This window comes from Paenibacillus sp. FSL L8-0708, assembly GCF_038009325.1.
Classification (GTDB): Bacteria; Bacillota; Bacilli; order Paenibacillales; family Paenibacillaceae; genus Paenibacillus_AQ; species Paenibacillus_AQ odorifer.
Genome location: NZ_JBBPBC010000001.1, coordinates 2,858,255 through 2,885,175, shown reverse-complemented (window position 1 = coordinate 2,885,175; position 26,921 = coordinate 2,858,255). Strand labels below are relative to the sequence as shown.

The window sequence follows — 26,921 nt, the reverse complement described above, 5'->3', positions numbered from 1 at the left end:
TAATTTGAACTTAGTTTCTCGGTTTCTCTATACGAAGCAACGTTGAGTAACTACATGATCAAATTCAAGAAGACTTAGATTATCAATTTTATGGTGCTGCTTATCGAATTCAAGAAAATTAGTAATTTCGTTAGGCGTCACAATGCAACGGATGCCAGCTGCTGCCGCTGCCTTAGATCCATTCGGTGAATCCTCGATAGCAACCGCCTCATCAGCTGTGATTCCAAGACAAGCTAACGTTTGGTTATATAGCTCCGGATCTGGTTTCACTTTTGCCACATGGTCGGCAGTCCGAAGGCATTCGAAATACTCGCGAATACCCAATTGATTCAGATATTTTTCCACCCATTCCAGTGAAGAACTTGAGGCCAGCCCTATGCGCAGTCCAGCTGCTTTGGCGGAATCAAGATAATGCTGAATGCCTGGTCGTATTGTTTCAAGCTCCATAAGTTTGCTGTGTCTCTGTTTAACAGCCTTACTGAACTCTTCTTTGTCAATCGCTAGCTTAAGATCAGTCATTAAATATTCATAAGGATTAAAACTGTTCAAGCTCGTGCCGATGCAGGTGGAATATTGTTCAAGCGTCAGATCCACTCCATATTCTGCATAAGCCTCGTTAAATGCGGTGTACCAAGCAGTCTCCGTGTCGATAATCGTTCCGTCAAAATCAAAAATAATTCCTTTGATCACAATCAACCATCTCCCTCGTATTATGTTTGGTTAGAATATCTTACGCAAAACCTTCTGCATATTCTACAAAAAGCTATTTCGGCTTGCGTTTGACTATAAAAACCATAACAAAGCCCTTCTACTGACGTCAAGCACGGTAGATAACATGCCACGTAATGATAACGATTACAATCAATGTGGACAAACCTGGATTTTTTCATCACCTGAACTTCTTAATACATAACAGTAATCAGATTCAAAAAAACACCACAATCCTATGTGCTTCAAGGGATTCCTTTGCCAAGTTTATTATGAAGACAAGCTCCCTCTCTTTCTCTCGATTGCTGTTATTTAGAGTATTTTTCCAAGCAGCTAAAAATAATTCAAAATAATTTTAAACACATCCTTTTTACTTGATTGTACAAATCAAATTACGGGGTTATTTTTTGTCCATTGAGTAAAAAGAGGCTTTAATTTATGATATATTTTAATCGAGAATGATTATCATTATTGGTGGTCGTTACATATAATAGGGAGGCAATAAGATATGAACAAGGTACGACAGTCCTTCGCTGTGGTATGTGTACTATTTTTGCTGAGTACATTGCTACTGGCGTGCGGAAACTCAAAGGAACAATCCTCTGCCAATAGTACGGTGAACGCAACCGGGAACTCTTCCGCTGCAACCGCGGTACCTTCAGCAGAACCCTCAGATAGCAGTACAGATGAAGCAGCAGCGACTACCCGCTCCTATACAGATTACATAGGGCATACTGTAGAGATTCCGGTGAATCCGCAGCGAATTATCTATTCTGGAGAAACTTATGGCGATTTGCTCGCACTTGGTGTGCAAGCGGTAGGTTATCCTCTTTCTATGGGTGAAGGCCAGGTTTTTGAAGATCAATTACAAGGTGTGGAGGATGTAGGCTTCCCTATCAATCTGGAAAAAACATTGGAGCTTCAGCCTGACCTGATCATCTATGCGGGCACAGATGAAGCTGATTTTGAACAGCTCTCCAAAATTGCACCCACTATAATATTTGATACCTTTGCCCCACTCCAGGAACGTATGCTGGACATTGGTGGAATTGTTGGGAAAACGGCTGAAGCAGAAGCATGGCTTGCGCAGTATAAAACCGCTGAAGAGAACATGTGGAAGCAATTGAAATCCGCAGGCATGAAAGAGGGCGAAACGGCTGCGGTCTTCACTTATTATCCAGGAGACAGACTGTTTATAATGGCAGCAACCGGACTTTCCCAGGTACTCTATGGGGAGAATGGCTTCAAGGCAACTCCAGCTATTCAGACGATCCTTGATGAAGGTAAAGGGTTCCAGGAAGTATCCATGGAAGTCCTGAAAGAATATGCCGGAGACCGGATATTCCTCTTGACTCCAGTGGCAGAAGAAGCAAAACAATCCACAGAGAATCTATTAAAGAGCCCTATCTGGAAGAGCCTTCCTGCTGTCAAGAACGGATATGTCTATACACAAGACATCATGAAGACTTCAAGTGATGCGACAACAAGAGAATGGCTGCTTGGCGAAATTCCACAGCTATTGAATATGAAATAACCTTCTGTGATGAAGAGTTTAACACAAGGCTGATAAAAAACTGCAAGAAGCATGTCAACAGCTGTTGATATGCTTCTTTTTTTTATATACAATGAATTCATTGATAATCATTCTCACCAAATGAACGGAGGCTGAACCCATGCTGCATACATCATCGTCCTGCCCCCCACTCCACTCTCTGCTATTTCAGCTAAACGAGGCCGAACTGATGATTCAAGCTGCCGATTCAAGCTCTATAACGCGTACAACCCAGGACTATACCCTTCTCATATTTACTGGAGGGAACGGACAATTGAACCTCGATGATCAAAGCGTGATACTAAGTACGGATAAATGTTATCTACTATCTCCTGGAATCTCCTATAGTACGGACAACCAGGAGCTGACGTTGTATTATTACCTCATCACCTTTACAGCAATTTATACAACCAAGCTTCCTAAACGATATTCTGGAGAGCTGCTTTCCGGCAGACGGGAGTTAATTGTGCACCCGTTCACCAAGGTAATCCGACTAGTCGAAGACCTGCTCATGAACAGGAATAACACCGATGATGTACAACAATTCAAGCGACAATTAAAATTCCAAGAATTGCTGCTGCTACTTTTTGAGCATAATTACCCTTCCAAACACCTGCCAAGTCCTACGGAATCCGTAGAAAAGACCATAACATTCATTCAGGAGCATTATACAGAGAGTATCACCGTGAAGCAGTTAGCTGAACTGGCGGGAATATCAATCTGGCAATATACACCGATCTTTCAGCAGCTTACGGGTAAAAAGCCGCTTGAATACCTGACGGATCTGCGCATTAATCATTCCAAACGATTCCTGCAGGAATCGACTGAACCACTGCGGGAAATCGCCAGACTGGTCGGCTTCTCGGACGAATACTATTTCAGCCGCCGCTTTCGGCAAAAAACCGGAGTTACACCCGGACAATATGCACATCAGAAAGGTCGTAAGCTTACCGTCAAGGATTGGACGGGTCATGAGGTGGAGATTCCAGAGCGAGCGAAACGTATTGTCTATCATGGCGAAACACTTGGCGACCTTCTCGCGTTAGGCGTAAAGCCTATCGGTGGAGATGAAGCATTCGCCCGGAACAGCGTCTATAAACATCGGCTTAAGAAGCTCGCCAACGTCGGGTTTCCACTGGACCCGCAGTTGACCGCTTCCCTAAACCCAGATTTGATCATTTTGGCAAATAGTGATGAAAGAGCCTACAGAGCAGTTTCTGGTATCGCTCCGACACTCACCTTTGATTCATTTGCGCCTCTCGACAACCGAATGCGGACATTAGGCAGTTGGCTAGGTAAACAGCGCGAAGCCGAAGCATGGCTGGAGTCATTCACAATCAAAAACGCTGCCATGTGGCAGCAGCTTTACACGACAACCCTCCAAGTTGGAGAAACCGCCTCTGCTTTGGTCTATGATCATGGAGATCATCTGTATGCTATGGGAATGTCCGGATTCTCCACTGCGCTTTATGCCCCATGTGGTTTACAACCGACCGAAGAGATCCAGGCCATATTGGACGAAGAGTTAGGGTTCGCCGAAGTTGATCCAACGCGACTGCCTGCCTACGCCGGAGATCATATCTTCATGTTCATTCCGGAACGCAAAGACTCGCGAGCTGCGATGGAACGGCTACTAGACAGTTCACTTTGGAACAATCTCCCGGCAGTACGTCAGGGACATGTTTATCTGCTCGACGGAAGCAAATGGAACTCTAGTGATGCGTTAACCCGGGAGAAGCTGCTAACGCTGTTGCCTAAACTACTCGGCGGAAGTAGCGCTAGCAATTGAAAGTGAATCCAGGATTCTCTTTTGACTTTTCAAAACTTGATAGGGTATACTTTATCTACGCTTAATTTCCAACTTTTACAGTTGAAAAGCGGGGGAACCAGTTAATTGGGGCGAATCATTGAGCATTAGAATGTAGGGTACCATCTTACCCGAGTCCGTCAGCTAACCTCGTCAGCAGTGGATGGGTCTGCTTTTCATGTTATTTACATAACCAGAGACCCTTGCTAAGGGTCTCTTTTTGTGCTTTTTTGGACCCTGCTGGCAGTAGATTGGCCTTTGACACTAAGGCTCCCTCATTTCTCACACTACGAGACAAAGGAGAGATGTACGTGCAAAAGGTAAAGTACTTCACGGATATTAACAAAATAGCTATGTTGTCTGAGCTGGAAAAAGAGAATCTGAAAGAAATTACGGACAAATTTGTTTTTCGTGTAAATGACTACTATCTGTCTTTGATTAACTGGGATGATCCAAATGATCCCATCCGTAAGCTGGTTATTCCTAACGAAGGTGAACTGCTGGAGTATGGGCGCTGGGACGCCTCCGATGAGGACACGAATTATGTGGTACCTGGTTGTCAGCACAAGTATAGAACCACTGCACTACTGATTGTATCCGAGGTCTGCGGGGCTTATTGCCGCTACTGTTTCCGTAAGCGTCTGTTCCGAAATGACGTGAAAGAGGCGATGGCTGATGTCTCTCCGGGCTTGGAGTATATCGCAAATAATCCGGAGATTAACAACGTACTTCTTACGGGCGGGGACAGTTTAATTCTCTCCACACCGAAGCTAAGATCCATTATTGAAAATCTAAGAAGCATTGAGCATGTTAAGATCATTAGACTGGGTTCCAAAATTCCCGTATTTAATCCGATGCGGATCTCTGAAGACGAAGAGCTGCTGGAGCTGATTCGTACTTACTCTACCGAAGACAAACGAATCTATGTTATGGCGCACATCAATCATCCTCGTGAAATTACACCTGAAGCCAAAAAAGCATTTAAAGCTCTCCACAACGCAGGGGCAATTGTCGTAAATCAGACCCCCATCCTCAAAGGCATCAACGATGATCCCGTTATTTTAGGGGAACTACTGGACCGGCTTTCATGGGCTGGCGTTACACCCTACTACTTCTTTGTGAACCGGCCCGTAGCCGGAAACCGGGATTTCGTATTACCGCTCGAGCAAGTCTATCAAATTGTAGAAGAAGCCAAAGCCAGAACCTCAGGACTTGGCAAAAGAGTACGCTTATCCATGAGCCACACCTCAGGAAAAATAGAAATTCTCGCCATTGATAACGGGAAAGCCTATCTCAAATACCATCAATCCAGAGATCAGGAATACGGAAAATTTATGATTCTAGATTGTCCAAAGGACGCCGAATGGTTCGATGACCTGCCTGGGAATGAGCAATATTGGACACCACCTGTGAAAAAAAACGATGCTATTATTTCTGTTAATGATTTATCAGGCGAGCCTGCGGATTTAATCTGTAAATAGATTAATCAGCTCTGTCAGACTCTGTCATAGGATATTTCTTCATCACCAACAACAAAACTCCTCCCTCCCAAAATTAGCCCGAAAAAATCTATGATATAATCACGCTGTAACACGAAATGGACTAATGGGTGGGAATGCACACATGAAATTGGAACGATTGATTTCTATGATCTACAAACTATTGAACCACGAAGTTTTATCTGCCTCCAAGCTGGCTGAAGAGTTTCAGGTTTCCCAGCGAACAATCTATAGGGATATCGATGTGATTTGTGCCGCTGGCATCCCGGTCGTATCGTATCAGGGTACTAAAGGTGGATATGGCATCATGGACGGATATAAAATGGATAAAAGCCTGCTCCGTTCGTATGATGTCACTTCTCTGATTACTGTACTTAACAGTCTTTCTTCCGTGTTTGAAGATGAGCATACGCAAGGAACCATTGAACGGCTGCAAACGATTGGAACGGAGCCACAGACCTCTAGTCTCGCGGTGGATCTTGAAACCCGGCGTACGGATCCTGACGCACTTCCTCTTTTACGTGCGGCTATATCGGAACGAAATGTTGTCCGTTTTGATTACATCAGTGTAAAAAATGAACGTACAACCCGTGAAATGGAACCGGTAAAGCTTCATTTTAAATATAGCAACTGGTACATCTATGGTTATTGCCGGGCTCGGCAGGACTATAGGGAGTTCCGACTTTCCCGGATGCTGAATTTGTTCCTGACGCAGGATACCTTTCATTCGCAACATGAGGTACCCAAAGAGGCTGGCTGTTCAAACAGGGCAGATCAGGTGGAGGAAATAGTGATCCGGGTAGGCCCTGAGGCTTTGGCAGAAGCTTTGGATCAGTTTCATCAAGTCGACAAGGAATTTCATTCCGATAAAAGCATGACGATGCGAATTCCTGTGTATAAGCCATTGGAAGCACGTTGGCTTTGGTCCATTCTGCTGAGTTTTGGCAGCGGCGCCGAAGTCCTCGAACCCCCTGCATTGCGAGGTATTTTAAAAGAGCAGCTTCAAAACACACTCAAACTTTATGAAGAAGTATGACAGTCTGATGTCATACTTCTTCTTTTATATTAACTACAGTAACAAAAAACAAATCCATGACCATTCAAAAGGAGAATGTACGAATGACAAATTATCCAGTAGAAATGTTTAAATACCACACATGGGCAAACCAAACTATCCTGGGGAGAATCAAGGAACTCCCGCCTTCTGTGCTAAGTCAAGAAGTGAACAGCTCATTTCCCACCATCGCTCATGCCCTTAGCCATATCTATGCGGTTGATACGATGTGGTATCTTGTATTAACAGGCACTGCCATGCCAGAGGCTTTTCAACAAAGTATCCCGCTAAATTTGAGCATTCTAGATTCTGTGGATGAATACGTAAATATCTTTGCCCAGCTATCGGAACAATACAAAGCATGGTTACACAATCAATCCGATTTGGAGCAAACCATTCTGCTTGACAATCCATTCGCCGGAATCCGCCAAACACGCCTATCAGAAATTGTGTTGCAAGTCGCCAATCACGGGACTTATCATAGAGGCAATGTATCTACTATGTTACGGCAGTTAGGCCATGCTTCCACCATGAATGACTATGCTCTTTTTTGGTATCAGGTTCCTGCAAAAGCAATTTAATCTCGGATGGGCAAGACGCTCCACTCCATACCTAGAAAGGAAATTGTATTTTAATTATGGAGATTAAAAATCTAATTACAGTAAAAACGAGAGAAGATTTAAGAGTTTGGCTGCAGGAGAATTCTAAGACTGAAAAATCTTGTTGGGTTCTCGTTAGTATGACGTCAAACCCAGAAACGTTGCTATATTTGGACGTAGTTGAGGAATGTTTGTGTTTTGGATGGATCGATGGAGTGAAAAAGAAAATTTCGGAAACGGAGCTGGCGCAAAGACTCTCTCCCCGAAGCAAAAGAAGCTCTTGGACTGAATTGAATAAAGAGCGTGTCCGCCGCCTCGAAAAGCTGGGGTTAATGAGTGCTGAAGGAAAACGGGTACTTCCTGATATGAACCCTGATTCTTTTATAGTAGATAAGATTATAGAGCAAAGGCTAAAAGAGGACAGTCAAGTATATGAGAATTTCACAGCCTTTCCAGCCCTTTATAAAAGAGTTCGGATCGACACGATCCAAAGCAATAAACATCAGCCAGATTTATTTAAGATTAAATTAGACAAATTCATAGCAAACACTAAAGAAAATAAAATGTACGGGCAATGGCATGATAATGGACGTCTGCTAGATTATTAAGCTGCGCTAGATGCATGATCTCCTGCTGAGGCTTTCGGACTCCAATGACGCTATTTACTAATTTATCGCCTTTTCTGCAACTCATCGGACTCCAGCGCAGCTATTCCTTAGAAATGGGCTCTTATACGGTGATTTTTCCGCCATTAGGAGCTATACGGTCCGATAATACTCCAAATGGCGGATTTTCCTGCATATAAGGTCTGCTGAGTCCGATACCGCTGAAGTATAGTCATTTGCTCGGTCTATTGCTACTGCTACTGCTACCATGATCTCCTGCTGAGGCTTTCGGACTCCAATGACGCTATTTACTAATTTATCTCCTTTTCAGCAACTCATCGGACTCCAGCGCAACTATTCCTTAGAAACAGGCTCTTATACGGTGGTTTTTCCGCCATTAGGAGCTATGCGGTCCGATAATACTCCAAATGGCGGATTTTCCTGCTTATAAGGTCTGCTGAGTCCGATACGCCGAAGAATGATCATTCGCTGGACTCCTGAGTCCGACACCGCCGAAGTATGATCATTCGCCGGGTCTACTGCTACCACTACTGCTACTGCTACCATGATCTCCTGCTGAGGCTTTCGGACTCCAATGACGCTATTTACTAATTTATCGCCTTTTCAGCAACTTATCGGACCCCAGTGCAGCTATTCCTTAGAAACTGGCTCTTATACGGTGATTTTCCCTCCAATAGGAGCTATGCGGTCCGATAATACTCCAAATGGCGGATTTTCCTGCTTATAACGTCTGCTGAGTCCGATACGCCTAAGAATGATCATTCGCTGGACTCCTGAGTCCGATACCGCCGAAGCATAGTCTTTCGCTGTCATTCGCTGTCTGATGCTACCGTATCCTAATCATCTGCGGATCAAACACCATCGACTCTTGATCATCTGCTAATCCTACAGTGCTACGTACGTGTAAATTCATCTGTTAATCCTAATGTGCTACGTACGTATAATTCATCTCTTATTCCGAAAGTGCTAAGTACGCGCGAATGGGATTGGTTCAGACGTTCAGGCAAAGTTTAGAGTTGAGAGCAGAGGTTTGGTTTAAGTTCAAAAAAAGAGAGGTGCCCCAGCCATTTTCATGGCTTTGGGCACCTCTTTTATTAAGTTACAGCCCTTCAGCCAGAATCCGTTTCAGGAACATCCCTGTGTAGGATTCCCGCACTTCAGCAACCTGCTCCGGTGTACCTTCAGCTACAAGCTTACCGCCCACAACGCCACCTTCAGGGCCAATGTCAATCACCCAGTCGGACTCTCGAATCAACTCTAAGCTGTGCTCCACAACTACGACGGTATTTCCCGTATCAACCAATTTGCTCAATAAGGTATGGAGCTGCTTGATGTCTGACGGATGAAGGCCTGTTGTTGGTTCATCGAGCAGATAGAGCGTATGGTTTTTGGAAGGTTTGCTCAGCTCTTTAGCCAGTCTAATCCGTTGCCCTTCACCACCGGATAAGGTTTTGACAGATTGTCCCCATTTAAGGTAACCGAGACCTACCTCACACAATGTCTCGATAATCCCCGCCATTTTGGCTTCCGACTTAAGAATCGGCAAGCTTTCCTGCACGGACATGTCCAGCAGATCCGAGATGGAATATCCATCATATTTCACCTGGAGAACCTCATCCGTAAATCTTCTCCCCTTGCATGCGTGGCATTTAACCTCCAGATCGGGTAAGAAATTCATGTCTACAGTCAGCACCCCAAGACCCTGACAGGTTTCGCAGCGTCCACCCGGTGTGTTGAAGGAAAAATGCTTGGAAGTCAGTTTTCTTTTTTTCGCCTCCGGCAATGCAGCAAACAGCTGGCGCAGATGTGTGAATACATCTGTATATGTCGCTACATTAGAACGCAACATTCTACCCATGGGCGATTGGTCAAAGATCACTATATTTCCAACCGGATCTAAGCCCGCAATCTCCGCACAGCCTATTTGCTCATGTCCTTTCGCACTGCCTTGCGCAAGAATATCAAAGACCAGCGTTGACTTGCCTGAACCCGAAACCCCAGTTACAGAAACTAGACAACCTAGAGGAAATGAAACCTCCGGGATATCAATATTCCGGTACTGTGCCTGTCGGATGGTGATTTGTTTTCCGTCACCTTTCCGGCGAACGTATGCAGCAGTCTTATTACGCTCTTCTCTAAGATAGGCTCCCGTAACAGAAGTCTCGCTTACCATCAAATCCTCAATGCTGCCCTCGCCAACAACTTGCCCGCCGTCCAGACCAGCACCCGGACCCATATCAATAATATGATCGGCAGCGCGCATCATCTCAATATCATGCTCGATAACGAGCACCGTATTACCCAAATCGCGCAGCTCCTGAAGCACACGAATGAGGCCAACAGTATCCCGCGGATGAAGCCCGGTCGTCGGTTCATCTAGAATGTATAACACTCCAGTCAGACCTGACCCCAGCAATGAGGCAAGGCGCAGCCGCTGTGCCTCTCCACCAGAGAGGGAGACCGTCTGACGGTTCATGGAAAGATAACCAAGACCAACATCGATAATCCGTTTTAGTCGGGTAGGCATATCGTGAAGGATAGGTTCAAGCAGATGAAGTCCCTCGGTTGGCAAAGCCGCCTCCAAGCCTTTAGTCCACTCGTAAACATCGCTTAATGGCCAATCCGATACCTCCGTAATCGATGCGCCAGCTACCCGAACGAGACGAACTTCTTTTTTTAGGCGAGCGCCAAGGCATTCCGGGCATTGCTGCTCATGAAAAAATCCGCCGTCTTTTTCCTGTGTACCAGCTTCTCCTTCCTTCTCCTTGTAACGCCGCCACAAACCAGGAATGACGCCTTCAAATTTGGTGCCTTGAATCGGCTTAACATTGGGAAAATGGCGCTTAAACGCCTCACTTTCCACTCCGTAATATAACAAGTCGCGCTGAATTTCGCCGTAATCTTTTAAGGGCTGATCCGGATCAAACTCAAAGCCAAAATGCTTGCCAGCGGCCACTAATATACGCATCTGTATATCACGATGAACACCATTCAGCGAGGCCACCCCACCCTCACGCATACTAAGCTCTGGATTAAACACCGCCGCTTCATTTATAATTGCCACAGATCCAACACCACCGCAGGCTTCACAAGCTCCCTCCGGTTTATTAAAAGAAAAGTGGGACATGCCCAGCTTCTCAAGCTCAGCTCCGCAATGCGGACACCCCATCGTTTGACCATCCATTTCCTCGTCTTCCTCGATCAGCATTCCCCTCGCTTCAAAAGAAGGTGGGATGCTGCCACTACAAGAAGAACAAACCCGCTCGCCTAATCTGGAAAAGATAAACCGGACAAACGTATAGATGTCGGTAACTGTCCCAACTGTCGAACGGGGATTACGATTGGTGACATGTTGTCCAACACTAATGGACGGAGACAGTCCAATAATAGATTCCACCTTTGGTTTGCTGATCGTATCTGACGTCATGCCCATGGAATCCAAATACTGTCTTTGGCATTCCCGCTGAAGTGTATCCATAGCTAAGGTCGATTTCCCTGATCCCGAAGGTCCTGTCAGGACAACTAGCTTATACTTAGGAATCGTGAGCGAGACATTTTTCAGATTATTCTCTCTTGCACCTTTAATAACAATAGTCTCTTTCACATCTATTCCCCTCTCAATTCAACCCACTGGTTCGTAGTTATATCTTCTATCCATATGGTTGCCCAAAGTTGTTGGATTGCAATTATTTTGCAAAACATTTCTAATTTCGATAGAATGTATTTGATAAATCACAAAATTTTCGAATAACTTTATAATCTAATATCTTGACTATCAAGATATAATTATTTTAAAAGGAGCGTTATCTTTTGTCAAGCCACGAACAACCTACACCAGAGCAGGAACAATTCACCTTGCTTATGCGCAGTTTGGGAAACCGAACGGTATTGTACCAACAAAATGTAGCCGCCTCACTTGGGTTATACAATAATGATTTCTTATCTATAGATATTCTACGGGAGAAAGGTCCGATCACTGCCGGAGAACTGTCCAAATTAACGGGTCTGACCACAGGCAGTGTTACGGCATTAATAGACCGGCTCGAAAAAAATGGCTATGTCCGCAGACAAAATGACCCGAATGACCGCCGTAAAGTGATTATCGTGCCATTATATGAGAATAAAGATGATGTCATTAATACGTACCAACCGCTCCATACTGCCATGGTTAAGCTCGCAGCTTCTTATACGGATGAAGAGCTCGCCCTTATTTCGCAGTTTTTAGGCCAAGCAAGTGCGGTTCTGGAAGAGCAGATTGATCAGCTTGGATCCACTGCGCGCGGCAAATCTTCTTCCTAAGATACGTATTTATACAAAAAAGGACGATATCCAAAAGTCATACGACTCTCTGGATACCGTCCTTTTTCATTTATTTTCTAATACCAATCGTTACAATTTCGCATGGACCGATCTGTAAGTCAAAGCTACCTTTCTCATCACTAGTGAATGGGTGGCTCTCCTCTTCTAGAATCGTCGTTTTATAGAAATACTGCTGTGGAATAGACGAATGGAAGGCCAGGTTGGTGTTCTGCTGACCCATGTTGTACCAACGCAGCAGTATGTCTCCAGTCTGCTCGTTCATTTTCAGTGAAGAAAATGCGAGTTCCTTACTCTCCCAATCAAATGGAGTATACACCGGCGCAACCACGCCTGCATGTACATCGGTCTGGCAAACAATCCACGGAACCTGGAATTGGTAAGCTTCAGCATAAGCACCAGAAGTTATACCCTCACCTGTGTGCGGGATAAGCTCCATACGAACAACTTGCTCTCCCAGACACTGCGCTTCTGGAGTTGGGAATAGCCCCCAGTCACCAAGTTCGCCAACAGAACGTATCAGCGTAATCGCAATAGTGTTACGCCCATCTCGCAGCACTTCATATTCATTTAATCCAAAATTAGCGACGGTTAGACCCGCTTTCCCATCACTAACATCAACAAAGGCTTGCTGATGTTGCGTGTTACTCGGATTCTTCCATTCTGTGGCTGGTTCAATTTTCCGCTCAGCAACCTCGAACATCGAATCAACACGATGCGTAGCAGCGTTCAAATCTGTCGGAAACAGTATACGAATCCGGTGATCTTTGGCCTGGTTATCTATTGTCGTTTCGATATACAATCCCTTTCCTCCCCGCTCCAAGGAGATTACAGTACGAAGTTTCAGAATGACTGTGTCACTACTGCGCTGAGCTTTGCGCTCCGGATAATAAACCAGTGCACGCTGCTCCTCATCCAGCTTATCATCTGCCGAGGCTGGAATCTCCCAGTTATGGTTAATTTCTATAGCGGCGCGAAACGATGTATTTTCCAGTACACAAATGTTAGCCATCAGTCCTTTAGTCGTCAAAGCTTGTTCGGCCTCTGGCTGTTTGTACATATATTCATTGCCGATATCCCCGGTGTTTTCATATACACCAAGATCTTGATAGGTCACTCCACTAGTTTTGTCACTTAGCATAAACGAACCATCATCATTAATGACTACCTTGATAACGTCATTTTCCAGCACCCGATCTCCATATAGCAAAGATTCAGCGGCTATTGGCAGTTTTGCATCTGCTCGGCGAACCCAAGCATATGATCGAAGACCTAGCGCAGGAACTTCTACGGCTTCAAAGGTAAGTCTTACCCGGCGGCACATATACGGCTGACGGAACTTATCATCTGGCAAATCATAACTAAACTGAAGCCCCAAGTCCTCCAACTGGGAGGCAATGTTATTCCCTTGATCGTCTACTAACACACGACCGTGCAAGTCAATTCCAGTCATACGGCTAGCCGTTTCTTCCAGAGAGAACCCTTCTCGCAAATATAGACGCGCCACATCAAGTTCTACGCTCACAGTACCCGTGCGACTCCAACCCGTCATATTCATCGCTACTAGTGGAAGCACGTCTTCACCATATACTGTAAACCCGGACGTATCCACAGCTTCTGCAATCACTCGTTTACTATCCTCAACAATGGTCTCTGCCACATGACGGCTTTTGTCAAAACGGGTGACCATCTCACGGTGTACCTCATCCACGCTGCATCCACAAATACTATCATGCGGATGATTTTGCATTAATGTCTTCCATGCATAGGTGAACAGATGATGGGGGTACTCTTTGCCCAGTAAATGAGCGAACGAAGCAAGTGGCTCGGCCAACTTTTCAAGCAAGATTTGCCCTTCCTGATTCCTCTGTTTCAAATAGACACGAGCAGACGCGGTATTCACTAACGTACCCCATCCATCGGTATGCTGGCTCCGCAGTTCGCCCTTTACAGTCGACAGATTGCTGCGATCCATTACACCCTCTACGGCCTTAAGGTAATCAGGAAAGTTCGAATGAATGAACTCCATATCTGGATACAACCGCTTCGCAGTTTCGATAGCTTCTGGCAAATCCAGCTGAGCCGGCTGATGATCACAACCATTCATGAACAGCAGCTCACCTGTAGAGGCAAACTTCCGCGCATCTGCCAGCTTTTTCTCCCAGAACACTTTGGCTTCTGCTTCATTTACAGGCACTTCGTTTCCGTTAGAATACCAATTGGCAAATAGGATGCCGAGCACTTTTGATCCATCAGGACCTTCCCAAATCAGCTCCGAGAATGAGGATTCGTAACCTCCATCCGACACCGTATTATTGAATCCAGTGGGCTTCACACCTCTTCCAAAAAAGGCATTATTGATGCCGGATTGCAGCATTAATTGTGGAGTCTGGCCGACTAGACCAAAGGTGTCCGGAAAATAACCGATTTTGGAGGGTTCCCCGTAACGCTTCGAATCCTGATGGCCAATCTGCATATTACGAACATTGGCCTCCCCACTGGTAAGGAACGCATCCTGCAAAATATACCAAGGTCCTATTAGAAGGCGACCTTCCGTAATATATTTCTGCAGCCGCTCTTGATTTTCGGGACGAACCTGAAGATAATCTTCCAGAATAATCGTCTGTCCATCCAGATAGAAACTCTTAAATTCGTTATCCTCATCCAACCGGTTCAGTAATTCATCAACCAGTTTCACTAAGCGTACATGATGCTTCTCATAGGGGAGATACCATTCCCGGTCCCAGTGTGTATGGGAAATGATATGGGCTGTCTGAGCGCTAATAGATTGTTTTGAACTTTCCAAAGGGAAGACCTCCTTATATGCAATGCGTTCTATCTACCAAGATGCTTAATGTAGAAGATGTGGATAATTGACATGAATCTCGACTTCCTGCGGGCGATAAACACCAAGCAAATCTCCTTTACTATCCGTAGCAAAGAGAACAGAACGTTCCTGTTCCAACACGAACGAATAAGTTCGGCCAGTGGCTGAATCCTTCACCTCGATCTTTGCATCCTGGGCATATTCCGACACGAAGGTAAAAAGTGCACCCGTAGCAAAGCTCAGTTTCCGTCCGTAGATACCCGCTAAGTCCCCACCACTAATCCATTCAAAATCACGTTCCAGAAAAGCAGCATTAACCGCATAGCGGTAAAGTGTAGCCGTAGTATCCCTACGCTCACTCAATTCAACTGGCAGTGGACTCCATAGGATTCGACCCTTGCCAAGCGGTATGTTCTCGACAGTGTCTATAGTAGAACTTCCACCATTTTGTTGAATGATCGTTTCCTTCGACACCTCAGCAATCCGTCGGTGACCGAAGGAGACGGGGAGTTCTTGGCCTTGAAGGCTAAGCACTTCTTCGCGGCGAACATTACGCAATTCACGTTTGCCAAGAATATCACTCAACCGATCCGAAGAACGCCAGTAGGCATCAATGCTTAACGGTCCAGTGGCAAGCAATACCGCTCCTGTCTCTTCAACAATGTGTAACAACCGTTCCATCGCTGCATCAGCGAAGTTATGCGCGCTTGGCAGTATAATCAGCTTCGCAGGGTTCTTCTCTAAATCATCTAGGTGGTATTCAGAAGCCCCCCGAAAAGACATCTTGAGCTCATAAGACAGAATACGGGTAAGCTCTGTTGTAGCCGCAAAAGCCAACTTCCGATTAGAGAAATCATTCGAATAAGGGAACACCACCGCAATCTCTTCCAATTTCCGATCACCAAATATATCACGGATACCTTCTATAAACTTCCCGAAATTATAAGATACGTCTGCCTCAGGCTTCTCGGTTCCATCTGCTCTCAGTGCTCCGATATGGGACTCATTCGCATTATCCATATAGAAATTTGTATTCCAGATCCAGTGAATAGCTCCCGCACCTGCCGTTCCAAAAGCGTAAGCATACTTGCGTTCCAGCAAATTCCGCAGCTCTTGTTCTGAACGTTTGGCTCGGCCATCTGGAGTTTCTACATACATGACGCCTGTCTCCTGAATTAGGTTTGGCTTATTGGGGGTTTTGGCAAAAATGCCATCCCATATCAAATAGTCGTTAAACCACCAGGAGTGCACAGTAGTGTAATCTACCGCCTCCTCATAGAAAAACGGCGAAGGACGCTGCGCTCCTAGTCCCTCATCCTGGCCAACCGTAACCATCTGAGCTGGACATTGCTCCTTAATGGTATCGTATAATTGCTTCACCCAACGGTTATGCATTTCCATAGAGAACAAACAATAATCCAACCAGCGTGTTCCCCTCTTGGCACTGTGCATATCTTGTACGTCGAAGTTCATCTCTTTTGCTTCAGGCAGCCCTGCCGAAGCAAAGTCCGGAAGCTGTGCGGGCGTCATATTCCAGCGTTCCTGTAGTACTTCAATTTCCACATGTCTATGTCGAAGCCATTCTATGAAAGCTTGTCGCTCAAAGCGATCATGGCATGAACTCGGGCCGTCCGAGAAAATACGGTCCGGATCAAACATCGACGGTTCATTAATAAGATCCCAGTCTACATTCGAAGAATCTTTATGACGAGATACAATAGACCGAATAAACCGCTTCTGAGCTTCCACACTTTGTGGGTCCAGATAAGGGTTCACCCCTCCCCACGTTTCCGGTGTGAAGGAGAAAAACGTGAAAGTCACCTGAAGATCATGCTTTTTCGCCGTCATGATGAAGGCGTCGATCGCCCGCAATACTTCTTCCGAGACATGTCCATCGTCTTGCATCACATTGCGATAAGCTGTCCAGATCCCTGTACGGATCCAGTTAATCCCGGCCTTCCGCATCTGGCCCATATCACGATCCCAAACTCCGGCGTTCGGCAGAAAAAGAAATTTTCGCGCCACATCACTCGCCATATAAGTCATGCCGACCACTGGTAGCGGACGCCCATCTTTTATAAAATAATCTCTGCCGCTCGTTACCGGATGGCCTGCTGCCAGCAGCTCAGGAGCATGACCCCAGAACCCTTGGCGCAGAATCCGAACCTCACCATCACTGGCTTCTGCTTCACAGACAATCTGGTAGAGGCCCCTACTTATCTCCAAAGGAATAGGCAGACGCACCATGTTTAGTTCTGCATTCGCCTTCATTTCCAAACTCTGAGACCACTTCAAAGAGGTATCTGATTCATGCTCTACATGAATTGTGAAATTCCATGTATCTTCATTTCGCATAGAAGGTCTCACTCGTTCAAGCTGCTGAATCTGAAGGGTTAGGGAAGCACGTTCTCCTGATTCATAAGACGCGTAATTGGGCTTAACCCACATTTCCGTAACACCCTTGCTGCAGAAACGCGCCCAATTGGATATCGCGGAAGGACCTTTTTGCTCCCAAAAAGAAGCTGTTGCAGGTGTATTTACGAACAGCCAGCGTGAACCTGCATACAAACCGCTCGTATTCTCCCAAAGAACTACTGGGGCAGAAATTTCCCGACCTTCGGGCGTAACTCCTTTTAATAGCGGATAAATCCGTGTGCTCATCGGACCTGCCGAGCCCATTTGATGTGGTAAATCACTCGTCTTTGTCGTATGTGGCACGAGGTTCCATGTGTCTGCACTCGTTAGAAAAAGAGATTCTTGCCCCTTAAGCAGAGGAATGACATCCGAGGCAAGCAATGAATGGTTGCGTGAGCATTCAACACGAAGTGCCTCATGAATATACAGCTCCTGATGATAGGAAGTCTGCTCCGCTTCGACATGCCAACGGCCATTTTCCCAACGAACAGGTTGTTTGAAGGGTGCGCCTCCAATGCTAATCAACCCGCCACCTCTTTGCAGGTATTCAAGAATGGCTATCCAGGCCGCTTTCGGGAAATAGGGTGCATGCAGATTGATGAAACAGCCGCTTTTCGTTTCGTGCAGCGTTTGTGCAAGCTGATTCTCATTTACAATAGATCCGAACTCACTCATGGATGTAATCGCATCGCTAGGAATGGGACTGGAAATTGGAAAATCAGAATCATAAAATATGATTACAGGTCTGCTCAGGCTGCTCATAGTAGTCCTTCCTTCATCGTTTTATAGACAAGTTGGGAGAACAGGCTATTGGACCAGGCGAACCATTTTCTAGTGAACGTATTCGGATCATCAACATGGAATCCCTCATGCATAAAGCCAGTATCCGCATCTGTAGCTTCTAACATCGCAAGCATCTCCAGCTTTTCTTCCTTAGTTGATGCCGTCAAACCTTGCATCGATAATGCCATATGCCAGATGTAGTCTTTGGGAGTATGCGGACTGCCGATTCCCTTCGCTGCGGTTCCTTCAAAATAAAAAGGATTCTCCTTGCTCAGAGCAAATCGTCTCGTATTCTGATAAATTTGATCCTCTGCGGTAACATAGCCGAGATAAGGAATCGACAGGAGTCCTGGTGTTCCCGCATCATCCATCAAGCAGTAGTTGCCATAACCATCGGTCTCGTAGGCGTAGATTGGACCGAATTTCGGATGACGATAAATACCATACAATTGAATTCCGTGATCAATCTCAGCTTCTAATGCTTTAAGCTGTTCCAGAAATTCAAGATCACGGAATACCCATTCAGCGAATTCCTGCATATGACGTAATGCAACAACAGCGAACATATTCCCCGGGATGTTGTAATGAAAGTCGCATGCATCATCACTCGAGCGGAATCCGGACCAGACCATACCCGTGTAATTAACAGGCATACCTAGACCGTTATTACGTAATGTATCTTCAGGAATCCCATTGTTACGCGTAAAGCGGTATGGAGATAATTCACTATGGCGCTGTTCAGTTTTGAACAGGTTGAATATTTTGAACATTGCTGCCTTAAATCCGGCGTCGAATATATCAGCCTTTCCGGTTTCTTTCCAATAGGCATAAGCCAGACGCATGGAAAAACAAAGAGAATCGATCTCGAATTTACGCTCCCACACCCAGGGGGACATTTCCGTAATATCGCTAGTGCTCCAATGCCAATCATTCGCTGTCTCATTAAACGCATTGGCGTACGGATCGATATGAATATACTCGATATGACGTTTAATTAACCCGCCAATAATCCGCTGAAGATCGGGATCTTTTTTAGCAAAGGGCACGTAGTGCATAACCTGCTCCACAGAGTCTCGCAACCAAGAAGCCGGGATATCTCCTGTAATTACAAACGTTGTCCCATCATCCATAAGCTTAGTCGTTGTCTCAAGCGTATTGGGAAAACAGTTCTTAAAAAGCTGCAACAGCTTCGGCCGATGAGCTAACTTCTCCTCTGCTTCGTTCAATACTTCTTGAACCGCTTGAGGAAGCGGCAGCTTCGGCATAGAGATGGCGGGAAGTCGGAATTGTTCCATATTCTCACTCCTTCATAATAAATGGGGATAGATAGAGAGACGGGCAGCATAGCTGCCCGTCTCCACTAATCCTATTTGTGTTACCTTTAGTGATTAATCTTAGGCGTGTTACGTTCATTAGCTTATTTCTTTGTCTGGTTCCACTCATCAAGTTGCTTTTGAACTTCTGCAATAACTTTATCAAGTCCAGCTTCTTTAAATTTCTTCGCTGCTTTTGGCAGATATGTTTTAGGATCAACAGAACCTGTGTATAACGCAGGCATAAATTCTTTAGTTACGTTGTTGATAGCCGCTACTTCTGTTTTTACAGGTGTAGGATCAAATGCAAAACCGAAGGTAGGGGCTTCTTTTGAAGAATCATTAAACTTCTTGAAAGCATCCCATTTATCAGCAGGGTCATCAGCATGCAGATAAGTCAGTAACATGTTTCCAAGTGTGAAGCCTGGCATTGCATAGCTATCTTGCATAGCTGGCAGATCTTCAATGACATTGTCAGAGATTTTCTTATAATGTGTTCCTTCAATACCATAGTTGAGCAAATTGCGTAAGTACTTATCTGTATTCAAAAGATTCAAGAACATCATCGCGCGCTCAGGATCACCTGAGGTTACGGAAATCGCGTGCATCGAACCTGCGGCGGACTGTGTATATACATAAGGCTCATGCATAGGCGAAGTTACAATTTCATAACCTGCTGAACGAGACCAACCTTTTTCTGCATAAGGCTGTGTAATTTCGCGATCGGCAAACCATTTACCGGTCTTAATGTTATCAATACCTTCAAGTGTTGCAACGTCTGGGCGTAAGTAACCTGCTGTGTAAAGTCTACGCATCGTATCTAACGATGTTGCAAGTTCAGGTGTCTCCAGAATATTAACAACCTTGCCATCTGTGGAATCCATATAGACCCCGATAGGTAACTCATCACCTAGTACATAGTCAAATGGCATGAATGGTTTAAAGCCTTTAGGAACAGCTAGCGGTGTAATATCAGCCGGCTCGTTCTCTTTAATCGTTTTAAGAAGTGGCTCTAGATCATCCAATGTACGGATATTGGAAATGTCCATGTTGTATTTATCAACATATTTCTTATTGAAGCGCCATACCCATTGCTGTCCAAGCTCCTTATTTACAGGAACACCATAGATCTCACCTTTAATCTTAGTTCCTTCTAAGAAACGAGGGTCCAAAACTTCTTTCGTTTCCTTACCATACTTATCTAGCAGATCATTCAGACCCAAGAACGTACCGTTAGCAGCGTTACGACGGAAGTCATTTGTCCAAGAAGAGGTAAAGGCAATATCATAAGGCTCACCAGAAGCGGTGATGACTTGCATCTTCTTATCGTAATCGCCCCAATCGAACATCGTAATGTTCAACGTCGCGTTAATTTTTTCTTGGGTATATTTGTTAACTTCTTTTAAGACAAGATCCAAATCCTTTTGAGGCCCACCAATTAAATACATCTTCAACTCATATGGCTTTAATTCTGATGTGTTCCCTGCTGAATTCCCTGCTGCCGTTGAATTGTTTGTTTCTTTAGCAGCATTTGTATTATTATTCGAACCACATCCAGCTAGAAGGCCAGAAAAAAGCATTGTCCCTGCAAGAGCGAGTGTTAAGCCTTTTTTCATTTTCATTTCTATTTTCCCCCTTTAGATTAATGAACGCTTTATTTATATCGATTCCTGTCCTAGCGATTCGAATAAATACATCTTAGTAGTGTTACTCCTTTAAAGAGCCCACGGTTAAGCCTTGTACAAAATACTTTTGGAAGAACGGATACGCTAGTGCTATAGGCAAGGTCGCCAGTACAACCATCGCCATACGAACGGTTTCTGTTGGCAAGGTTGCAGCAATCTCAAAGCTTGATCCCATCTGCATACTGTTCTGAATGACAAACTCCATATTATTCTGAATTCGCATCAGCATCGCTTGGAGTGGAACAAGACTCGCATCATCTATATACAGCAGGGCATTAAACCAATCATTCCAATAGCCCAGCGTACAGAACAATCCAATCGTTGCAATCCCCGGTAAAGAGATTGGAAGTACAATTTGCAGGAAGGTCCGAAACTCACCAGACCCATCAATTTTGGCAGCCTCAATGAGTGCATCAGGTACGCTAGTCTGGAAGAAGGTCCGCATTACTAGAATAAAGAATGCATTCATCGCGATGGGCAATATCAAAGCCCATATCGTGTTGTACAAATGTAAAAACTGCGTAGCCACGATATAGTTGGGAACCATTCCGCCTGAGAATAACATCGTGAAGAAGGCGAAGAAGCTGAAATAATTACGATAGCGAAATGATCTTCGAGAGAGAACATACGCATAAGTTGTTATTAGAAATAAACTAATGAGCGTACCTAGTACAGTAACCATCAAAGTAACTCCAAAGGAACGAAGCAATTGATCACCTGTGTTAAAAACAAACTGATAAGCTGCTAAACTATATTTTTCGGGTAACAAGCTAAATCCATTTAAAGCGAGTACTTTCTCATCTGTAAAAGAAATGGCTATGACAAACAAGAACGGAAACACACAAGTAAAAGCGAAGATGCCAATTATAATATTGAGTACCACATTCCATAAAGGAGTAATGGCGTTGTTGTCGATTTCTTTTGGCTTACGTTTGAATACTGCCATAACGTCACTAACTCCTTTCTAGAATATCGCATTCTCTTTGCTGATCTTTTTCACAATAGAATTCGTTACAAGCACCATGATAAATCCAACAATCGATTGATATAGACCCGCTGCTGTACTCATCCCTAGATTACCTGTCGTACTCATGCTGCGATAAATATAAGTATCGATAACATTCGTTACGGAGTATAGAACACCTGAATCCCGAGGGATTTGATAGAATAAACCGAAGTCCGATCTAAAAATACCACCAATCGCTAAAATCGTTAGCGTTACCATTAAAGGTTTAAGCAAAGGAAGTGTAATAAACTTAATCTGCTGCCATTTGCTGGCCCCATCAATCATAGCTGCTTCATAGTAGGACTTGTCGATACCCGCTATAGCCGCTAAGTAAACAACACTTGAATAACCAATTGATTTCCAAATCCCCATGAAAATTAGGATATATGGCCAAAAGCGAGTATCCCCATACCAGGAAATAGGATCGCCTCCGAAGTAAACAACCACTTGATTCAATATTCCTTTATCTACACTCAGAAAGCTGAAGGTAAAGAAACTAATAATGACCCAAGAAAGGAAGTAAGGCATAAACATCGCCGTTTGATAAACTTTAGCCATCCGTTTGTTCACAAGTTCATTTAAGGTGATCGCAATGCCCACCGCAAGAACTAAACCGAGAGAGATCAACGCCAAGTTATAAAGAATCGTATTTCTTGTAATGATATAGGCGTCCTCCGTCGAGAACAAAAAGTTAAAATTTTCAAGGCCAACCCACTTACTATTTAAAACGCTTGCAAAGAATCCATCCCGATGAATCTTGAAATCCTTGAATGCAATTACTGTTCCAAACATCGGTAAGTAGCAAAAGATCAGGAACCATAATGTCCCCGGTAATACCATAAACCAGAGTACTTTATCCTTAATTAAACTTTTGAAAAATGCAGGCATTATTCCACATCCCCCTTCTCTCTATCCCCAAACAACCCCTATATATCCCTTCGATCTTTTTCCCTCGCCCCTTTAACTACCCTTAATTCTGCGCTATAAAAGCGGTTTCATAAAGTTGAAAAACTCCAGAATCAGATGTAAAAATTAAAGATCCACAGCAGAAAGGACATTTAAAAAGTCTATTTCCCCTTAAATTTGAGCAAAAAAAAGGAAACATTCTCGTTATCAACGTCCATGAAGCCCATACTTGAACGTGATACTCAGGAACATTTCCTTTATTTTAGGATCTTTCTTTTTTGTACATATTCCGAAGCTCTGTCGGCGATACACCTACTGATTTTTTAAATTGGCGATAGAAATATGCTGGATCCGGATATCCTACTTCAGCTGCAATTTCGTTGGTTAGTAACGTAGTTTGAAGCAGCAATTGTCTTGCCTTTTCAATTCGAAATTGATTAACATAATCAGAGAAACTACGGCCCATTTCCTTCTGAAATAGCTGGCCCAAATAATTAGGATGCATTTCCATTCGCTGACTGAGCGTTTTCAGGGATAGCTCTTCTCTATAGTGTTTGCTTACTTGATCAACCATATATCTCATATTCGGACTGAGCTCATCATTTACTAATGATAATTGGTCCAGTGTTTCTTTCACACTTTCCTGCACATGGTGCACCAATTGCTCAATAGTATGTATGCGCAGCAATGGATTAAACACGGCACTAAAATTAGAGTTTTTCTCCATTTTCTTAGCAATCAACATTAACTCAATCGCTACGTTGTAATTATCAATGCGGGTAATCATGCCACAGCCAAACAGCTTTTCGAACGTTTCTGCGATAAATTGGTTCGTAGCCTCCCGGTCTCCAGATAATAATAATTTGGTGAATTCCTCATAATCAATTTCGAGCTTCTCCTCATGCAGAACCATCTTTGATAGTTGTTCCACATCTATAATCGGGTAACCCGGTAGCATAAGATGATCAACATATAAACTCTTCGCCTTTTTATAACTATTTGGGACTTCCTGAAAAGCATGCTCCTTACTTCCTATCGTTATCCAGACAGACTTTTCTAACTCATGCATAATCTCACATTGCACTTGCTCCAGTACACAATAAAGCTCTTCTTTGTTCTCAGCTTCAGCCCGCTCAGCAATAATAAGAACAAGATCACCTTCCATATCTATAAATACAATAACGGTTCCAAGTTGCTCTAATGACTTCACAGCGATACGATAACATTCATCCATAAGCTGATTCCTATGGAGTTTATCCTGGCCCTCATCGTCATCCTGTTCGGTGATAAGCCGAATCGCAGCCACCGTAAAAAATGAACAGTCCAGTGAGATATTTAAGACTTTTGAACGGTGCTGTAGCTCCTGCCGGCCTATATTGCCAGTTACCCAGCGGTTTAGAATATTATTGCGTAGAACTTGCCAATCCTCTTTAGCATGAAATTGTTCAACATCCTCTTGATTCAGCACTTCAACAATTTGTTCAATGGTTGATTCCAACTCATGTATATTAATGGGTTTGAGAATATAATTTTCAATGCCTAGACTCATTCCAGCTTTTAAATACTCAAATTGCTCATACCCGCTCAAGATTATAAACCTCATTTTTGAATCAAAAACCTTTATTTGCTGAATCAGTTCAAGTCCCGTAAGTTTTGGCATCGTAATATCAGTAATTAATATGTCGATCCCTTCATTATGATTGCGTAGAAATTCTAAAGCTTCTTCCCCATTAGACGCTTGTCCCGCGATTCTCAATCCATATTTTTCCCATTCAATCACTGAACGTAATCCTTCAAGAATAAGAGGTTCATCATCCACGATAAGTATATTGTGCATTATTAGTACTCTCCCTTACTACTGGTATATTCATGATGACTATTGTTCCTTTATTTACTTCACTAGCGATCGTTAAACCATATTCAGTCCCATAATAAAGTTTAATTCGTTCATTCACATTACATAGGCCTACCGAAGAAGGAGGTTCATCCATTCTCATACTGACTTGAAGCATTTGCTGTAGCTCTGTCAGCTTGCTGGCAGTAATTCCATTCCCATTATCACTTATAGCAATTAGAATTTCCCCGCCAGATTCAGTAACTTCAATACGGATGAGATTGCCAAAACGGTCAGGTCTAAATCCGTGAACAATATAATTTTCAATGACCGGTTGGATGAGCAATTTAACGATAGAACAATTCATGGCAACTGGACTTATTTGTGATATGATTTGGAGCCTATCTTTATGTCTAATCTGAAACAGCTCCAGATACAAATTGCAGTATTCAATCTCATCAGATATTGTAACGACCATGCTTTTCTTAATCATCGTTCGAAATAATGTCGATAAAATGTAAATCATCTGACCTACATCCTTCGCTCCTTGCGTAATTGCCCGCATCCTAATCGCCTCAAGTGTGTTATATAAAAAGTGTGGATTAATCTGCGATTGAAGTGCAACTAGCTCTGCATTTTTCTGCGTAAGCTCCGAAATGTACACTTTATTAATATAGAGTTCTAACCTTTCACACATATAGTTAAAGTTGTTGGCAATTAGCTGCAATTCATCTTCTCGATTTAGGTGAATACGTGTGCTTAAATCACCTTCCTGTAAGCGCTTCATAGATTTGATAATGATCTTCACTTTTTTAGAAAAACGTAAAATAATTCCGTATGTAAAAGACATTGCAGTAATAATAAGCGCTGTGGTAATCCCGATAATCCAAGTTCGAACCGTTTTCATTTCGTTGTTGACCTGTGACTTCTGAATGATCCCTGCCATAATAAGACCTGAGCTATTCGTTGTATTTAAGTTAACCTTGGAGATCCCATCCAGTGTTGTCCAACCATCCGCATGAAGCGCATCGAGATGTGGATATCGCTGTCCCATATACCTTCCCAATGAATCATATATAACGTCACCGCTTGGGGTTAAGACCAACAATTGACCATTATTTTCTGCAACTTTTGTGCCAAGCCATTTTGAAATAAGTTCTGCGTCAAAATCTACTATGAGCATCCCGATCGTTTTCAGTGTAATCGGATCTTTAATTTCCCTAGTCATTGTATACAAATTGTTATTGTCTTCTCTTATTTCCTTAAGCACTAATTTGGTTTCATGCGAGACCCAGCCATTCTTCGGTAAGGATAACTTTTGCTTAGAACCGTCCATGTCGCTCAAGTAGAATTGTCGGGTATTATTTTTATATAAATAATAAAATTCTTTCTCTGTACTGTATAAAATAACGTCATAAATCCCGTTTTTCTGATTCAAATAGGTTTTGAAATAAGTATCGAACGTATGAGGAACGGAGCTCCCTATGTCTGCATATTGATCTAAACGGTATTTAAGATAATCCCCATAATCATTTTGCAAAAAGTAGGACAAATCCTCACTAACAGAGGCATCGCTATAAATTTGCTGGATGGCTACCTGGATGCTTTCGTACTGCTGATTCATATACAAACTTACATAATCCAGCACCTCCCGATTGGCATCTACATGTTGGCGAGTGATCGTCTGTTCATAGTATTTATATACGGTAATGGATGAGGCAATTAACGTAATTATTATGATCGAAGAGTATATAGCTAAAATTTTATTGAACAGTTTTTTCTGCAAATGGTTTTGATAAAATTTCTTTACATTCAACAAAGCCACCTTCTTTCTGAATATCACCTTTAGGATTAGAAGCTTAACATCACACTTCTTTTTCTGCAATGGAAGCGCATGCATTTTTTAATTTATATATTCTAGCGCTCCAACTTTTCTCTCCACCGAGAGTTTACAACTCACACAAAATCGTCTATAGTTGATTTCTACCCC

At 43.6% G+C, this 26,921-nt stretch carries 18 protein-coding genes and 1 riboswitch; of the genes, 7 read left to right on the top strand and 11 right to left on the bottom strand.

What is annotated here, in order from left to right:
- Positions 1–27: 27 nt before the first annotated feature.
- Complete coding sequence (locus NYE58_RS13460; protein ID WP_341002046.1) at positions 28–690, bottom strand: HAD family hydrolase; 663 nt, start codon at positions 688–690, stop codon at positions 28–30.
- A gap of 526 nt (positions 691–1,216) precedes the next feature.
- Here NYE58_RS13460 and NYE58_RS13455 point away from each other — a divergent pair.
- The 6 genes from NYE58_RS13455 (at position 1,217) to NYE58_RS13430 (ending at position 7,827) form a co-directional block, all read left to right on the top strand.
- Entirely contained in the window at positions 1,217–2,242 is a 1,026-nt protein-coding gene (locus NYE58_RS13455; RefSeq protein WP_076219799.1) for an ABC transporter substrate-binding protein, read from the top strand.
- 139 nt (positions 2,243–2,381) lie between these two features.
- The gene (locus NYE58_RS13450; RefSeq protein ID WP_076277442.1) at positions 2,382–4,049 is read left to right on the top strand and encodes an AraC family transcriptional regulator; all 1,668 of its coding nucleotides are present in this window, start codon (positions 2,382–2,384) and stop codon (positions 4,047–4,049) included.
- A gap of 48 nt (positions 4,050–4,097) precedes the next feature.
- Positions 4,098–4,241: riboswitch (cyclic di-AMP (ydaO/yuaA leader) on the top strand.
- Between the two features lie 131 nt (positions 4,242–4,372).
- Positions 4,373–5,548 (top strand): KamA family radical SAM protein, encoded by a 1,176-nt coding sequence (locus NYE58_RS13445; RefSeq protein WP_370510815.1) that lies wholly within the window; start codon positions 4,373–4,375, stop codon positions 5,546–5,548.
- Positions 5,549–5,690: 142 nt separating this feature from the next.
- The gene (locus NYE58_RS13440; protein WP_076219801.1) at positions 5,691–6,602 is read left to right on the top strand and encodes a helix-turn-helix transcriptional regulator; all 912 of its coding nucleotides are present in this window, start codon (positions 5,691–5,693) and stop codon (positions 6,600–6,602) included.
- Positions 6,603–6,685: 83 nt separating this feature from the next.
- Positions 6,686–7,201, top strand: a complete 516-nt coding sequence (locus NYE58_RS13435) for a DinB family protein (protein WP_076130596.1) — start codon at positions 6,686–6,688, stop codon at positions 7,199–7,201.
- Positions 7,202–7,257: 56 nt separating this feature from the next.
- Positions 7,258–7,827 carry a YdeI/OmpD-associated family protein gene (locus tag NYE58_RS13430; RefSeq protein ID WP_076277443.1) on the top strand — a complete coding sequence of 190 codons (570 nt, stop codon included), beginning with the start codon at positions 7,258–7,260 and terminating at the stop codon, positions 7,825–7,827.
- A gap of 372 nt (positions 7,828–8,199) precedes the next feature.
- Here NYE58_RS13430 and NYE58_RS13425 read toward each other — a convergent pair whose 3' ends face one another.
- Both NYE58_RS13425 and uvrA read right to left on the bottom strand, forming a co-directional pair.
- Complete coding sequence (locus NYE58_RS13425; RefSeq protein WP_341002045.1) at positions 8,200–8,391, bottom strand: hypothetical protein; 192 nt, start codon at positions 8,389–8,391, stop codon at positions 8,200–8,202.
- Between the two features lie 553 nt (positions 8,392–8,944).
- Positions 8,945–11,449, bottom strand: coding sequence for an excinuclease ABC subunit UvrA (uvrA, locus tag NYE58_RS13420; protein ID WP_076220586.1), 2,505 nt, complete (start codon positions 11,447–11,449; stop codon positions 8,945–8,947).
- Positions 11,450–11,706: 257 nt separating this feature from the next.
- Here uvrA and NYE58_RS13415 point away from each other — a divergent pair, with 257 nt between their 5' ends.
- On the top strand, positions 11,707–12,144 hold the full coding sequence (locus tag NYE58_RS13415) for a MarR family transcriptional regulator (RefSeq protein WP_076130010.1): 438 nt from the start codon (positions 11,707–11,709) through the stop codon (positions 12,142–12,144).
- Between the two features lie 70 nt (positions 12,145–12,214).
- Here the strand turns inward: NYE58_RS13415 and NYE58_RS13410 are convergent, their stop codons facing one another.
- The 8 genes from NYE58_RS13410 to NYE58_RS13375 all read right to left on the bottom strand — a co-directional run bounded on the left by NYE58_RS13410 (position 12,215) and on the right by NYE58_RS13375 (position 26,747).
- Positions 12,215–14,968, bottom strand: a complete 2,754-nt coding sequence (locus NYE58_RS13410; RefSeq protein WP_341002044.1) for an alpha-mannosidase — start codon at positions 14,966–14,968, stop codon at positions 12,215–12,217.
- Positions 14,969–15,013: 45 nt separating this feature from the next.
- The gene (locus NYE58_RS13405) at positions 15,014–18,166 is read right to left on the bottom strand and encodes a beta-galactosidase (protein WP_341002043.1); all 3,153 of its coding nucleotides are present in this window, start codon (positions 18,164–18,166) and stop codon (positions 15,014–15,016) included.
- Positions 18,163–19,482 carry a glycoside hydrolase family 125 protein gene (locus tag NYE58_RS13400; protein WP_076219394.1) on the bottom strand — a complete coding sequence of 440 codons (1,320 nt, stop codon included), beginning with the start codon at positions 19,480–19,482 and terminating at the stop codon, positions 18,163–18,165. The genes NYE58_RS13405 and NYE58_RS13400 overlap by 4 nt, the downstream gene beginning before the upstream one ends.
- A gap of 122 nt (positions 19,483–19,604) precedes the next feature.
- A complete protein-coding gene (locus NYE58_RS13395) occupies positions 19,605–21,122 on the bottom strand; it encodes an ABC transporter substrate-binding protein (protein WP_341002042.1) in 1,518 nt (505 codons plus the stop codon).
- Between the two features lie 85 nt (positions 21,123–21,207).
- The gene (locus tag NYE58_RS13390) at positions 21,208–22,131 is read right to left on the bottom strand and encodes a carbohydrate ABC transporter permease (protein WP_038569957.1); all 924 of its coding nucleotides are present in this window, start codon (positions 22,129–22,131) and stop codon (positions 21,208–21,210) included.
- Positions 22,132–22,149: 18 nt separating this feature from the next.
- Positions 22,150–23,079 (bottom strand): ABC transporter permease, encoded by a 930-nt coding sequence (locus tag NYE58_RS13385; RefSeq protein ID WP_076129998.1) that lies wholly within the window; start codon positions 23,077–23,079, stop codon positions 22,150–22,152.
- Between the two features lie 280 nt (positions 23,080–23,359).
- The gene (locus NYE58_RS13380) at positions 23,360–24,934 is read right to left on the bottom strand and encodes a response regulator transcription factor (protein WP_076277448.1); all 1,575 of its coding nucleotides are present in this window, start codon (positions 24,932–24,934) and stop codon (positions 23,360–23,362) included.
- Positions 24,909–26,747, bottom strand: coding sequence for a cache domain-containing sensor histidine kinase (locus NYE58_RS13375; RefSeq protein WP_179087034.1), 1,839 nt, complete (start codon positions 26,745–26,747; stop codon positions 24,909–24,911). The genes NYE58_RS13380 and NYE58_RS13375 overlap by 26 nt, the downstream gene beginning before the upstream one ends.
- Between the last annotated feature and the right edge of the window lie 174 nt (positions 26,748–26,921).